The 12,267-nt window shown below is 49.1% G+C and carries 16 protein-coding genes and 3 pseudogenes; 18 read left to right on the top strand and 1 reads right to left on the bottom strand.

The features are described from left to right. The first annotated feature begins 27 nt into the window (after window positions 1-27). The 17 genes and pseudogenes from M977_RS00270 (at window position 28) to M977_RS25450 (ending at window position 11,376) form a co-directional block, all read left to right on the top strand. Window positions 28-731 (top strand): annotated as a pseudogene (locus tag M977_RS00270) (ParB/RepB/Spo0J family partition protein). Then, window positions 731-1,399 (top strand): ParB/Srx family N-terminal domain-containing protein, encoded by a 669-nt coding sequence (locus M977_RS00265; RefSeq protein WP_064511554.1) that lies wholly within the window; start codon window positions 731-733, stop codon window positions 1,397-1,399. Before M977_RS00270 ends, M977_RS00265 begins: the two are co-directional and overlap by 1 nt. Further along, window positions 1,396-1,647, top strand: a pseudogene (locus M977_RS00260) (ATP-binding cassette domain-containing protein); the annotation flags it as partial. The gene M977_RS00265 and the pseudogene M977_RS00260, both read left to right, overlap by 4 nt. A 253-nt stretch (window positions 1,648-1,900) precedes the next feature. Further along, window positions 1,901-2,224 (top strand): hypothetical protein, encoded by a 324-nt coding sequence (locus M977_RS00255; RefSeq protein WP_064511553.1) that lies wholly within the window; start codon window positions 1,901-1,903, stop codon window positions 2,222-2,224. A gap of 12 nt (window positions 2,225-2,236) precedes the next feature. Continuing rightward, entirely contained in the window at window positions 2,237-2,929 is a 693-nt protein-coding gene (locus M977_RS00250; RefSeq protein ID WP_064511552.1) for a hypothetical protein, read from the top strand. Between the two features lies 1 nt (window position 2,930). Continuing rightward, window positions 2,931-3,182, top strand: coding sequence for a hypothetical protein (locus tag M977_RS25455; RefSeq protein WP_064511551.1), 252 nt, complete (start codon window positions 2,931-2,933; stop codon window positions 3,180-3,182). Continuing rightward, window positions 3,175-3,345, top strand: a complete 171-nt coding sequence (locus tag M977_RS00240; protein ID WP_245163463.1) for a hypothetical protein — start codon at window positions 3,175-3,177, stop codon at window positions 3,343-3,345. Before M977_RS25455 ends, M977_RS00240 begins: the two co-directional genes overlap by 8 nt. A gap of 185 nt (window positions 3,346-3,530) precedes the next feature. Further along, window positions 3,531-3,953 (top strand): hypothetical protein, encoded by a 423-nt coding sequence (locus M977_RS00235; RefSeq protein ID WP_064511549.1) that lies wholly within the window; start codon window positions 3,531-3,533, stop codon window positions 3,951-3,953. Beyond that, complete coding sequence (locus M977_RS00230) at window positions 3,938-4,687, top strand: hypothetical protein (RefSeq protein WP_245163462.1); 750 nt, start codon at window positions 3,938-3,940, stop codon at window positions 4,685-4,687. The genes M977_RS00235 and M977_RS00230 overlap by 16 nt, the downstream gene beginning before the upstream one ends. A 153-nt stretch (window positions 4,688-4,840) precedes the next feature. Further along, window positions 4,841-5,506, top strand: coding sequence for a division plane positioning ATPase MipZ (locus M977_RS00225; RefSeq protein WP_064511548.1), 666 nt, complete (start codon window positions 4,841-4,843; stop codon window positions 5,504-5,506). Between the two features lie 5 nt (window positions 5,507-5,511). Beyond that, window positions 5,512-5,865 carry a hypothetical protein gene (locus tag M977_RS00220; protein ID WP_167351076.1) on the top strand — a complete coding sequence of 118 codons (354 nt, stop codon included), beginning with the start codon at window positions 5,512-5,514 and terminating at the stop codon, window positions 5,863-5,865. Between the two features lies 1 nt (window position 5,866). Continuing rightward, window positions 5,867-6,511, top strand: coding sequence for a hypothetical protein (locus M977_RS00215; protein ID WP_064511546.1), 645 nt, complete (start codon window positions 5,867-5,869; stop codon window positions 6,509-6,511). Then, on the top strand, window positions 6,501-6,911 hold the full coding sequence (locus M977_RS00210; protein WP_064511545.1) for a hypothetical protein: 411 nt from the start codon (window positions 6,501-6,503) through the stop codon (window positions 6,909-6,911). The genes M977_RS00215 and M977_RS00210 overlap by 11 nt, the downstream gene beginning before the upstream one ends. A gap of 109 nt (window positions 6,912-7,020) precedes the next feature. After that, window positions 7,021-7,779, top strand: a complete 759-nt coding sequence (locus M977_RS00205; protein ID WP_064511544.1) for a DUF2971 domain-containing protein — start codon at window positions 7,021-7,023, stop codon at window positions 7,777-7,779. A 195-nt stretch (window positions 7,780-7,974) separates the two neighbouring features. Beyond that, window positions 7,975-8,700, top strand: coding sequence for a hypothetical protein (locus M977_RS00200; protein WP_064511543.1), 726 nt, complete (start codon window positions 7,975-7,977; stop codon window positions 8,698-8,700). A 396-nt stretch (window positions 8,701-9,096) separates the two neighbouring features. Further along, window positions 9,097-10,101 (top strand): DnaB-like helicase C-terminal domain-containing protein, encoded by a 1,005-nt coding sequence (locus M977_RS00195; protein WP_209438591.1) that lies wholly within the window; start codon window positions 9,097-9,099, stop codon window positions 10,099-10,101. Between the two features lie 159 nt (window positions 10,102-10,260). Next, window positions 10,261-11,376 (top strand): hypothetical protein, encoded by a 1,116-nt coding sequence (locus M977_RS25450; protein WP_064511541.1) that lies wholly within the window; start codon window positions 10,261-10,263, stop codon window positions 11,374-11,376. Between the two features lies 1 nt (window position 11,377). Here M977_RS25450 and M977_RS00185 read toward each other — a convergent pair whose 3' ends face one another. Beyond that, window positions 11,378-11,770, bottom strand: coding sequence for a hypothetical protein (locus tag M977_RS00185; RefSeq protein WP_064511540.1), 393 nt, complete (start codon window positions 11,768-11,770; stop codon window positions 11,378-11,380). Window positions 11,771-11,959: 189 nt separating this feature from the next. Between M977_RS00185 and M977_RS00180 the strand changes: the two are divergent. Beyond that, window positions 11,960-12,265 (top strand): annotated as a pseudogene (locus M977_RS00180) (C-type natriuretic protein). The last annotated feature ends 2 nt before the right edge of the window (window positions 12,266-12,267 follow it).

The raw sequence follows: 12,267 nt of genomic DNA, 5'->3' as shown, positions 1-12,267 counted from the left end.
ATTGGCTATTATAGTAAGTAAGTACTTATACAATGGATTGTATCAGAATTATGGGTGTGAAAATTACGATTCTGCAGGTGGAAGTCGCGAACCTGCGTCCGAATCCCTGGAATACCAACTCCGTTGGGGCGCAAAATTTCGAAAAACTGAAAGGCTCTATCGAAAAATTGGGCTTTTTTAAGCCAATTCTGGCGCGGGAGCTGGACGGAGGCGTTTTTGAGATCCTCGGTGGCGAACACCGCTGGCGTGCCGCGATGGAGCAGGGCATTTCAACGGTCCCCGTCATCTCCGTGGGCAAAATTAACGACCTGGTGGCCAAACAGATGTCCCTCGTCGATAACGAGCGCTACGGCGAAGACGATCAGGTCGCTTTGCAGCGCTTAATCGAAGAAATCCAGTCTGAAATCGATTACCGGTTGTCCGATATCGCCCCGTATGACGACGAAATGGCGGCAACACTCGCCAAAGCGTCCGTTATCGATCTTGAAGCGCTGGAAGCGCTCTCCCGTGGCGATGACGAGCCGGTCGATGAGGACAAACGCGAGAAAACCGAGCGAGTCGGCGCTGAACACCAGACGATGCGCTTCAAAGTGACGTTTGATGCGTCAGATCGCGTCGCCGGCACGATCAAAACCATCATCAAAGAGCAGGGAATCAATACCGGTAACGAAATGGAGAACGCCGGGGAAGCCCTGGTGTGGCTGGTCGACTACTACAAGGAGCGTATGTAATGACCAAAAACTTTGAAATCGTCTATCGAAACCCGGCAGAACTCATCCCGTATGAGATGAACGCCAAAAAACATGACGAACAGCAGATCCGCGACCTGGCGGCCGCCATCAAAAAGCGCGGTTTTGACCAGCCGATCACGGTCGACAAGCACGACGTCATCATTACTGGCCACGGTCGTCGCGAGGCGGCACTTCTGGCTGGTCTGGAGCGTGTGCCGGTCATCGTTCGCGACGATCTGAGCGAAGAAGAAGTGAAGGCGAAGCGTCTGGAAGACAACCGCCTGGCCAGTATTGACTACGACGCCATCAAATTGCAGCAGGAACTGGAATCACTGGTGCTGGGCGACGTCGAGGTCTTCGGTTTTGAAGAGCGCGAGCTGAACGTGCTTGTCGGCAGCATGACCGATGAGATGGAAACCGGCTCTCTGGTGCTCGATCTGGGCGAAGAGACGGAACGCCAGAAAGAAGAGCACACCGAGATCAGTCGCGAAGTGGTCTCTGAAGAAGTCCGCGTCATCGACGTATTGGGCTTTAAAACGCTCCCTGCTGGCTCTGCCATTGTGGTTGGGGATTTGCTTGCCCACATGGAAGAAATCACGGGAGAAAGCGGGGTAGACGCTTTCGTGGCGTATGCGGAGAAAGTTTCTTCTGGGGAGCTGGCTGCATGAGCAAATACACCATCAACGTATCGTTTCAGACCCGCGTGAACAAAACCACGCGCACGCTGGAGATTGCCGAATCGTTCGGTCTTGGCCTGGACAAAAAAGAGTGGACGCTTTACGACAATCTGGAGCTGGAAGTGAAGCAGGGCGATGTGGTGTACATCACCGGCCAATCCGGTTCCGGCAAATCCGTTGTGCTGCGCGAGCTGCAACGGCAGATGAAGGATGAAGGGCTTTCTGTATCGGCGCTCAATATGCTATCGCTTCTGCCGTTCAATATACATGTGGTTCCGGTGGTAATGTTGGTGCTGCTGGTGCCGCTGCTACTGGACGATTGGGGACAATGTACGGAGGTGGCGCGGCGGGTAAGGCTGTCACGGGGAACGTGCCTACATGGACTAAAGTCGGTGCAATTTATGGTGCGCGGGTGTAAGTACTTACCTACTAAATACAATTAAATTGTGATATAAAACTGCCATCCCGATTTGACTTTTCATGGAGGAAATCATGTCGAACGAGATGGCAGGCGTAACGCCAGAGCAGGTAGAGCGCATTGCCGCAATCGTTGCGCGTGAAGTCGTTGGCAAATTAGGTAAGGAGTTGCGTGAAGAAATTGGCCAGGAGGTCAATGACCAGCTCAAAACCTACTTTGGCGATATGACGCCTGCACAACACAGCATTCAGCACTCCAACCTGGACAAACTTCTTAACCGGCTCGACACCATCTCCAGTGGGTTCTTTGGCGGCATTGTCTCAAAGATTACGTCGTTCCTGATTACCGCGCTGCTGCTGGGGTTAGCCGCCTACGGCGTCAAGAATGGACTGCAATAAAGGAGATCAAGGATGAAAACTCCAAGAGGTATTCGTAACAACAACCCAGGTAATCTCGATAAGGGGTCGCCGTGGCAGGGGCTTATTAGCAACCCTTCCGAACCACGTTTCTGCACGTTCAAAGATCCCGTATGGGGGATTCGAGCGCTGGCGGTAACGCTCATCACTTACCACGACAAGCGCCGGGCGAAGGACGGTTCAAGCATCGATACCATTCGCGAGGTCATCGAGCGCTGGGCACCGCCAAATGAAAACAACACCAGTGCCTACGTGAACGAGGTATCTAAAGCCGTTGGTGTCACCCCGGACATGATCATCGATCTACACGACTACGACACTCTGCGTCCGCTGGTAGAGGCGATCATTCGGCACGAGAACGGCTGTGGCCCACTGAAAACGCCAAACACCTGGTATGCGGCAGAAGTTATTGAGGAAGGTCTGCGTCGCGCTGGCGTCGTGAAGCCAATCAAGACGGTTAAAGCGGTTCCTGTGACCAAAGAAACGGCTGGCGCAACTGTCACGGCAGGTATTGGTCTGGCGCAACTGGCCGACGTAATGCCCCAAGTGTCTGTGGCGATGGATAAGGCACAAGGTCATATCACCAGCGGTGATACGGTTCGTATCATTTTTGGCATAGCCACCATCATTGTGGCCGGCTTTATTGCCTGGTCGCAGGTACGCAAATACCAGAAAGGGATGGTTTAAAATGTTCGGCAGCCTGGTTTCGAAGTTGAAAATTGCTCTAATTACTCTGGCTGCCGTTCTTTTCGTGCTTGTCGGTGCTTATGCGATGGGTGGTCGTGCGGCTCGGCAAGCGCTCGAAGAGAGGGCAAGGCAGGAAGACAGGAAAAGGCTACAAAGTACAGTGGACGTCAAAAATGAGACATTTAATGAAGTGCGGCGGAAAGGCGCTTCTGCTGTTCATCGCGAGCTGCATGGTAAGTGGGTGCGTGATTAAGACACAGACATCAGGCGTGCTCTTCTGCGATGTAACCAACCCTATCTATGTGAGTAATGAGGATTTAATGACCGAAGAGACAGAGCGGCAGATCTTGACTCACAATATGGTGGGCGAGCGTTTGTGCCAATGGAGCGGCAAAAAAGCAGACGAAAGCGCGTAAGCGCCCGTGGTTAGCGGGGTTTTGGGCATTGGTCAGGTTGCAATTAGTTTGTGACTGATGTAGATTTAATCAAAGAGTGTCAAGACATTCATACATTATTTCAAAGATGCGCTGCATCCTCGTAGCCTCTAAACCCCGATGGGGTCGCCGCACGACATCAACGTCTTAACGGCTAAGGTGGAAACATGCTCAACTATCATGACAAAACACGTACTATGCAAACGATCCGCACGAACACTGCGGTAGTCGATAGCTTCCCTATGCGTTTTCACAACAGTGAAGACTCAGTGGAAGTGCGCCGCATGTTATGTCGCGAAACAGCTGACCGCCAGCACTTCATTGTCACTTTCAAAAGTGATGTTGCTCGCGCAGAGAACATCTCCAATAGCACCTCAACTGTAACTCCGTTGGCAGAGGTCGTTGTGAGCAATAACAAATTGCGCTTTGTCCTCAAGCCGCAAGAACAGTACCCCGAAATTGTTGATGTTAAAGAATCCATTGTTCCAAAAATTGAGAAAGCCGTTGTACAATTCATGAAGAATAAGTTCAACGACCTCAAGGAAAGCGTTTTACCAGAACGCAAAAAAGAACAATGGCACCTTCTTTAATTGATGAACGCTACAACAAGCAGTTGAACAAAATGCCGCTCTCTATGGGCGGCTATACTATTTTAGAGACCTTTCATTTCGCGACACCAGGAGGCGATGTTGTTCGTCTGGTGGAGATGCGTGCCGATAATGGTGAGTTCGACAACTTTCTCGTTGTGTATCTTTTGCCCTCCTATAACTCAGATTATCAATTTGACGAAATCACGCGGGTTATGGATGAAGAGGGGCTGAATGCGTTTCAGGCCGCCGAGCACATCATCAAAATTGAGATCGTGGATGCGACTCTTAGCCCAGAAGAGCTGAAGGTTGTGGGCCGGTTTGCCTATAACGATTTTCCGTTTATCGGCGTCGATGGGAATGAATACCTCGGTAAGCAAATCAAAGGCGCTTATCTCGAACCGCCTTTTGACTCAGCCCGCATAGGCTCTACAGCATATCGCTTCATACTGGATAAATACCGACACCTCGTTTGCGACAATTTGCAAACCATTCTGGGTGCGTCCATGTGGTCAGGTACTATGCGGAGATATGGCGAGGTTATGATCTACGATACCGTGAAAAAATGTTGTCTTGACCAACTCGGCGACAAGGCAAAGGGTTCTGCCACCGGCTTCCTGCCGTGGGATATTGGCAGTTTGCCTTTAAGTCGCGTAACAGACGAGTGGGGAGACCGCGAGCTGCGACTTGATAAAGGCTCTTGTACGCACATCGTCAACATCATCTCTCTCCCATAAACCCGCTACGGCGGGTTTTTTGATCCCACGCCCACATTCCCCAAGTACCTATCATTTAACCTTTACACCGCAGCCGTAGGCATTTAGGCTATATCACATATAAGAAAACAAGTTGTTTCATACGACAATAATTCACGCAAAGGGAACTCACCAATGACCAAGATCATTGTGGTTGGCGGCACAAAAGGCGGCCCAGGCAAATCTACCGTTGCCCAGCAAATTGCGGTATGCCTCAAAGTTAAAAAGAAAAAGAAGGTTCATGTAACCGATATCGATATCCAGCGCACCACGACGAGCTGGTGTGAAGACCGTCGCCAGAATGATGATCTTGAGCTGATTCCCTTCGCATATGTTCAGGATGACATCGTCAAACATCTTAAATCACTTCAGGGACGCACCGATTATGTAGTGGTGGATGCTGGTGGCTTTGACTCCGAAATTCAGCGTCTGGCGATGCTTATGGCTGACGTGATCATCATCCCGCTGCGCCCTAAACGTCGTGATTTGAAATCCCTGCGCGATATAGACCCGATTATCGACAACGTTCGCAACGTGAACGAGACTGTGAAGATCCGCGCGGTAGTGAACCAGTGTCCGTCACTGCCTTCCCAGGCATCACGTATTTTGGCCGCAAAAGAGATTGTGGAAACATTCGGCATCGAGGCAGCACCGGTTAATCTTTATAACCGCAACGTGTATGACGATGCAGAAGAAGCTGGCCGTTCTATCTTTGAAATGAAAGGTGCAGAACGCGACAAGAAGGCGGAAGCCGAGTTTGAAGAATTGGTAGATTACATCTTGAGTCTGGAGGAAGAATAATGTCCATGAAAATGGGAGACCTTGCCAAGCGCAAAGAGCCGGATGCGTCGGTTAAAAGCAGTACACCTATGCGCCAGCCAGTCAGACCACAGGGACGTCCAACTCGTGGTAAAGAGAAAATTAAGAGCCGCACAATGTCGCTGGAAGACGAGTACTTCGATCTGCTGGAGATGATGAAGTTCATCCCTCGTTTCGAGAAGTTCACTCGTTCTGACGTGATTCGTGCAGCCATTTTCCATCTGGCAGAGAAGTCACCGCAGGAAATCGAAGACATCGTGAAACTGAACGAGGCGATTACGCCGTCCGATGTCACGACGCGTACCGATGAAATCAAGCGTGAGCTGATGAAGAAAGGTTGATATGGCTAAATTTTTGTCTAGGCATTTAGGTTGGCTTATTGGCTTAGCGTTGGCCATATTAGCCGCAATTGTGTTTGGCAAAGTTATCGGCTTGCTAGGAATTTCAAACCAAGGTGTTATTTCTATTGCAGGTTCAATGATTGGAATGATATGTAGCGGATTATACCGCAACACTTTAAAGTATATTAAATCCGAAGAATACAGATTAAAAATACAAGAGTATAAAGAGAAACGTGACGAAAGTGTCAAGAAAGAGCGAGAAGAGTTAAAGAGGAAGACAATCGTCGAACTTTATCTCTTGAATGAAAAGAAAACCTTCAGCAAGGTTAAGCTTCTCTCTGTGATGATGATATTTTTCGGCGCAGCGCTGAGCTACTTATTCGGCTATAGCTCTATCGTTACCATCACTGGAACTGTAGCCTTTGCTTTACTAGAGCTAAAAGAGAGAGTTTTGGCTTATCGTATAGCTAAAGGCTTTTTCGGTAATAATAGTGCTGAAGCTATCCAGTTACTTAAATTTATTGAGACCAATATCGACAACATCGATACTGGTAGCAGTGGTGGCAAACGTAAGATATTGAATGACCCTGTTTTAGAAGAAATCCCAAATTCTCATTTGGGAGAGGGGGCTTTGGATGCCAGATAAAGATCTGACAAGTAGATATCTCAACAGGGCAATGGATATTTTGCTATTAGGCTATCCACTTAGAACTGTTTTTGGGTCGCTTATCGGCGCTCTACTGTGGGTCGTACTTCATATTTTTACACCATTCTTGCTTACCAAAGGCTTTGTTGTTGACTGGATATATAACGCTGGTTGTTTTGTTGTTGGCGTTTTGATCATGAATACCAAAACAATCATTGAAGTGTTCAATGGTGATGCAATCAGCGAGAAGTTTGGCAGTTCTTTGAGGCATATTGATAAGCGTCTAGATTTGTCGGATGAACAAAAACGGTATTTGATTAACAAGTTATTGAGTGAGCATATAGCGAATCTCACTGACAACCAAGTCAAGGAAGTTGAACAAAGAGTTACGGATAAGTAAATTTAACCAATGCTATTGGAACAGGCTGTTAATATTTTTAATGGCCTGTTTATTGGTTGAGATAATTACGTGTGCCATTCTGTGTTTCAATATAAAATAGTGGATAAAAATGCTATACAAATACGTAGGGCATGAAGACCCAAACGAATTAATCAAAATTCTCAAATTTTTCATCGAAGATGGAACCATCCGAGCCACCCGGCCACACGACTTCAATGACCCTGCCGAATTCAAAGCCAAATTTAGTTTTGACGCCACGATACCGGAGAAGCGTGTTCGATATCATGAAATGTGGCCCGGCAAAAGCGACGATGACGGTGAGAACTGGTTAAGAGGGCGAACCAAAAACGCCGAAGAGTTTGACGCCTATATGCTGCGCGGAAATCTGCTTTTAAATACCGGTGTGATATGCCTCACCAGAACTGACACTAATCACCTGATGTGGTCGCATTACGCCAGATCCCACTCTGGATTTTGCATAGGGTTTGATGACGCTATTGTGGAAGCGCTGGATGACCGACACACAGCGTTAAACGGTGATGTAGAGTACGTGAAATCGCCGCCTGAAGTGAACTTCTATACCGCTGATGTGTACGACATTGTCAGGGCCATCTTTCTGCACAAGGGTGAGAGCTGGAAGTACGAAGAAGAGTTCCGGATTATCTCTGAGCTGCCAGGGCTTAAGAAGTTCGACACCTCGCTCATCAAAGAGATTTCTATTGGATGCAAACCCTATCCAGAGCTGGAAAGATTTGCCCGCGAGCTGCTGGACAGCAATCTGGCCGTGTACAAAATGCTTTGCCCGACTGACTCGTACCAACTGAAGCGTGTGGAGCTGGACAAGAACCTTTCTTTTCAAGGTTACTAGTTCTGGCAGCTTCAATTAAGAACCTGCTTCTGTATATAAATACTAAGTTACTTATTATTATTTATACGGAAGCAGGTCTTTTTCTATGCCAACTTCCCAGACACATTCCCTTCCGTTTCCACTTCCAAAAAACATCTCCAGTCGTTATGATTTGCCCATTATGATAAGTAAGTAAATACCTATCGGTCGGAGCACATGAGCCAGATCTTCTTTAACACTATTAACAACGACCAGTACGACTTCATGACCGAGTGGGACACCACAGTCATGGACAAGTGGGTGGCCGAGAATATTGGGCTGTCACGCTGCAAGGATGAGGCTGAGCTGTTCGAGACAAAGTGGTTTGATTACCGCGACATGCACCCGCTTATGGCCACATGCCTTTTCACTGAGGCATACAAGCGCCAGTACTCATACATCATGCTGTCGCATGGCCGCGAACACTATGAGACGGCCCAATTCACTACCGGTTTGAAACGTGTGCCGTATCAGGAGCTGTCGACGGCCAACAAAACGTCTCTCTGGAAAGCACGCCAGTTTGCCGACCAGTACTGCTGCTCTTATGACTACTTCATTTCTACCGTTCTTTCCGCAGCTGCACGCCGTCTGTGGGATAAATTACCGCGCCCCCAGCATCTCTGGCAGCCCGAGCTGATCGAGATATTTGAAGAGAAGTTAGCCAAACGCGCTGTAACCCGTCTGGATGACTCTCTGGTGAGTTTTAAGCATCTGGGAGAGATGCAACACGACCCGATTCAAGAGCGCTATTTTGAGTGGGTTCTGGAGCGTCTACGTGGCATTACCCGAGACAAACGCGTCCGCATTATCTTCTCCGCTGTCTGGTTGATGGAAATCGTGCCTGAGCGTGTGATTTACGCGCACTTCCCGGAAGAACTGGAAGAAGCTCGGCGATTTTGTTGATCCCCTATTTGGCTTTTTTAGCATTAGAAAACAAATTGTTTAAGCACCAAAGGAAAGCACATGACCGAACTTTGCCACACAGGACGAGGGTTGTCTGAAGAGTTCGACGACGACTTCCAGAATCGACTCGCAGCCTACTTCTGTCGCGACCATGAATTTCTGACTCGCGCCGGTGATCTGGTTGCGCCAAACCAGTTCTCCAATGCGGCCAACGCCATTCTGGTGAACATGGTGTCGGGCTACTACAGAATGTATAAGAGCGCACCATCATCGTCGGCCATCCTCGACATGCTCAAACGCGCCAAGCGCGATAAGACGATCCGCGAAGAGCTGTTCCCTGACGTTGTTGAGGCATTTAAGCGGATTCTCGCTGAGAAGCTGTCAGATACGGCGTACATGGTCGACCAGGTCGCGACGTTTGCCAAAAGCGTAGCGTTCGACGACGCGCTGATTAAAGCGGCTGAGATGAAAGAGAAGGGCGATTTCCAGGGCGCAATGGCAATCATGGGCAAAGTCCAGCAAATCGGCTCTAACGAAGCGACCGGCATCTACGATTACTTCTCTGAATCAGCAGAGCGTTACAAGGCGCGTGAGTACGAAGCGTCCGACGATTACGTGCCAAACAGCATCACAACGGGTCTACCGCTGCTCGACAAGCTGCTTTACCAGAAAGGCTGGGCAAAGCGTGAAATGGTGCTGTTCATGGGCTTCGCGAAGTCTGGTAAATCGACGGCGATGGGTGAATTCTCCATCAACGCCACGCTTGCCGGTAACAACGTCCTGTATCTGTCGCTGGAAGTTCACACCTCCATTCTGTCAGATCGCTTTGACGCCCGTCTGTCTGAGACCGAAATGTCCAAGCTGGTGGAGCGTCGCGACGACGTCCATCGCAAACTGGCGGAGCTGGGCGCGACGAAAGGCGTGGGGAGCTTGTGGATTGTTGAGCGACCGTCCGGAAGCATGTCGCCTGCAGATCTGGATCGTATGTTGGGCAGCATGAAAGCCAATGGCATGATCCCCGACATGGTCGTGGTCGACTACGCCGATCTGATGCGTGCCAGCTACGACCTCCGCGACGACCGCGCCAACATTCGCAGCATCTACACTGACCTGCGTGCGCTGTACGACAAACACAACGTTGCCGGCATCACTGCATCGCAGACTAACAGGGAAGGTGGCGCTTCAGAGGTGGCCACAATGATGCACGCAGCGGACAACATCGAGAAGGTGCGTATCGCTGACCTCGTTATCACTATCAACAAAACGGAAGAGGAAGAAGCGAAAGGTGAAGCGCGTCTGTACTTCGCTGGTTCACGTAACCAGAAAGGCGGAGTAAGCATCCGCGTTAAGCAGAACCTCGAACAAATGCGATTCATCGAACGCATTATGGACGTCCTCTAAAAAAAAGAAGGCGTGGGGAAACGCTCTCCACGCCGGTCTCCATAAGAGAACAAATTTTCTCTTTTGCCAAAGCCACAAAAGAAAAAACACACGAGTCTTTATGGTATTAAAATACCGAGGATTATCAGTACATTACCTGAAAAAAGTAGGGTTAAGAACGTGAGCGACTTGAAAGAATTACTGACCGAGCTGGATTTTGAGCAATGGCTCGATATGGAAGGAATCATCTACCGTCGTGGTGGCGTCAGTACTCGTGGACGTGAGGTGAATATCAAGGAGTGCCCGGTATGTGGCAGCTCAAACTGGAAGGTTTATTTCAACCTGACCAATGGCGTCGGCAAATGCTTTGCTGGTGATCATCCCGAAGAGATTCAGTTCAACAAGCTGGTCTTCCTCAAGCACTACAGCGGCAAATCCCGTCGTGATTTTGAAGAGTACGTCCAGAACGCGCTGATCTCACAAGGATGGGCGCCGAAGAAGGAAGAGGTCGTGCTGGCCAGTAAGGTTGAACTCGAAGGGCCAGTAGCTCTCCCGCGACATTACGAACTCCCCATTGACGGTCGTCTTCCTGATTATCTGGTGGATCGCCATATCTCCCCGGAGCTGGCCAAATACTTTGATCTGCGTTACTGCGTCGAAGGCAAGCACGCATACGTCGATCCGTACACAGACCAGGTCAAAGGGCAGGTGTTTGATATGCGCATCCTGATACCGGTTTATGATCTGGATGGCGTGATGAAGACCTTCCAGGGGCGTGACATTACCGGTGCAGCAGAACGCCGTTATCTCTTCCCCATGCAGCTGCCGGCGTCGGGCAAGTTTCTCTACAACGGCCACAATGCAGTCGGAAAACAAACGGTCGTTGTGTGTGAAGGGGCATTTGACGTAATGGGCGTGAAGCGAGCCATCTTCGACGAAGAGTCGCTGCGGGATTATGTAGAGCCAATTGGCACGTTCGGGATGCACTTGTCCGGAAATATGAATGAGGACGCTGAAGATCAGTTGGGCGCGTTCCTGACGCTAAAGGCACGAGGTTTACGCAACGTAATAATGATGTGGGACAGCGAAAAGCAAGCGATCCGCAGCACCATGTCGGCGGCCAAACGACTCACCAGCATCGGACTGAATGTCAAAGTGGCCTGTCTGGGCGAAGAAGGTCTCGATCCGGGCGACGCGACACCAGAACAGATCCTCAAAGCCTATTATCGCGCGAAACCATACACTAGACAGCTTGAACTGCAAAGTAAGGTGCTGGGTATTAAGGCGATGAAGTAGATTAAATCGAAGTCGGTAGTAGGTGACGGACGTAAGCGACTATCCTATCGATAGCGGTAGCAAGTTCCTCCGAATCAATTGAACCATCACTGGTAAATTTTAAGTTATTTGGATCAAATGTTTCAGAGTGACGATAGCCTTTGAAGCCGTCACTGCTTTTGTTTGAATGCTCAAATAACTCAATAACTCCATAAGGGGTGTCGTCCAGCCCATTTCCTGTTCTGGTTGAAACGTAGCAGCTTGCAATTATGTCTGATATGGCATTTTCGTTTTTCGCGACATGGACACTATAACCGCTAGCCTCCAATTCACAATAAACGCGTTTACGGCAAAATTCATCAAAAGGCTCATCTTTTTCAATAAGAATAACGTCATAGCGTTTTTTTGTTTCCATACCCAGACTTGCTGGCAACATATCATCACTGTGGAAGAGAAACCCTAAAAGAGTCTCTAACTCTTCAGTAAAGCGAAATAGTCGATTCTGCTCTGTGTGAGTGTTGATAGCCTCATAAATGAGACCTGAAGCAATGAGTTTATTGAGCGAGCGTAGATATCGGGTTGTTCACGAGACGGGAGTGCGGAAATGAGTAATTTGACCTCTTTCGACTGGTGGCTGGCAACCTACCTTGTGGCGGCCGGCTTCGGATATGCCTTTTACATTGGTCAGTTAATCGTAAAGCTACTGCTGATCAGATTTGCCAGCCATAAACGCATAGACGACGGTCTGTGGCGCCTGGGTTCTCTGCTGGAGACTCACTACGGCTAACTCAAGGAGAACGAAACTATCACTATTCAAGCGAAGCGTTTTACCGCGATCATCACGAGAACGCCGGAACAGAAGGGGAGCTTGAACAAAAAGATAGCAACTGAACGAGTTACAGATAAATAAGT

The organism is Buttiauxella gaviniae ATCC 51604 (genome assembly GCF_001654835.1).
Taxonomy (GTDB): Bacteria; Pseudomonadota; Gammaproteobacteria; order Enterobacterales; family Enterobacteriaceae; genus Buttiauxella; species Buttiauxella gaviniae.
Note: the sequence above shows the minus strand (reverse complement) of the source record. Positions and strands in the feature narration are given on the sequence as shown.

Bases quoted from the DNA above. Each gene is read 5' to 3' on its own strand.
- M977_RS00265 (WP_064511554.1), top strand. From the start codon at position 731: ATGACCAAAAACTTTGAAATCGTCTATCGAAACCCGGCAGAACTCATC.
- M977_RS00255 (WP_064511553.1), top strand. From the start codon at position 1,901: ATGTCGAACGAGATGGCAGGCGTAACGCCAGAGCAGGTAGAGCGCATT.
- M977_RS00250 (WP_064511552.1), top strand. From the start codon at position 2,237: ATGAAAACTCCAAGAGGTATTCGTAACAACAACCCAGGTAATCTCGAT.
- M977_RS25455 (WP_064511551.1), top strand. From the start codon at position 2,931: ATGTTCGGCAGCCTGGTTTCGAAGTTGAAAATTGCTCTAATTACTCTG.
- M977_RS00235 (WP_064511549.1), top strand. From the start codon at position 3,531: ATGCTCAACTATCATGACAAAACACGTACTATGCAAACGATCCGCACG.
- M977_RS00230 (WP_245163462.1), top strand. From the start codon at position 3,938: ATGGCACCTTCTTTAATTGATGAACGCTACAACAAGCAGTTGAACAAA.
- M977_RS00225 (WP_064511548.1), top strand. From the start codon at position 4,841: ATGACCAAGATCATTGTGGTTGGCGGCACAAAAGGCGGCCCAGGCAAA.
- M977_RS00220 (WP_167351076.1), top strand. From the start codon at position 5,512: ATGAAAATGGGAGACCTTGCCAAGCGCAAAGAGCCGGATGCGTCGGTT.
- M977_RS00215 (WP_064511546.1), top strand. From the start codon at position 5,867: ATGGCTAAATTTTTGTCTAGGCATTTAGGTTGGCTTATTGGCTTAGCG.
- M977_RS00210 (WP_064511545.1), top strand. From the start codon at position 6,501: ATGCCAGATAAAGATCTGACAAGTAGATATCTCAACAGGGCAATGGAT.
- M977_RS00205 (WP_064511544.1), top strand. From the start codon at position 7,021: ATGCTATACAAATACGTAGGGCATGAAGACCCAAACGAATTAATCAAA.
- M977_RS00200 (WP_064511543.1), top strand. From the start codon at position 7,975: ATGAGCCAGATCTTCTTTAACACTATTAACAACGACCAGTACGACTTC.
- M977_RS00195 (WP_209438591.1), top strand. From the start codon at position 9,097: ATGGTCGACCAGGTCGCGACGTTTGCCAAAAGCGTAGCGTTCGACGAC.
- M977_RS00185 (WP_064511540.1), bottom strand. From the start codon at position 11,770: ATGGAAACAAAAAAACGCTATGACGTTATTCTTATTGAAAAAGATGAG.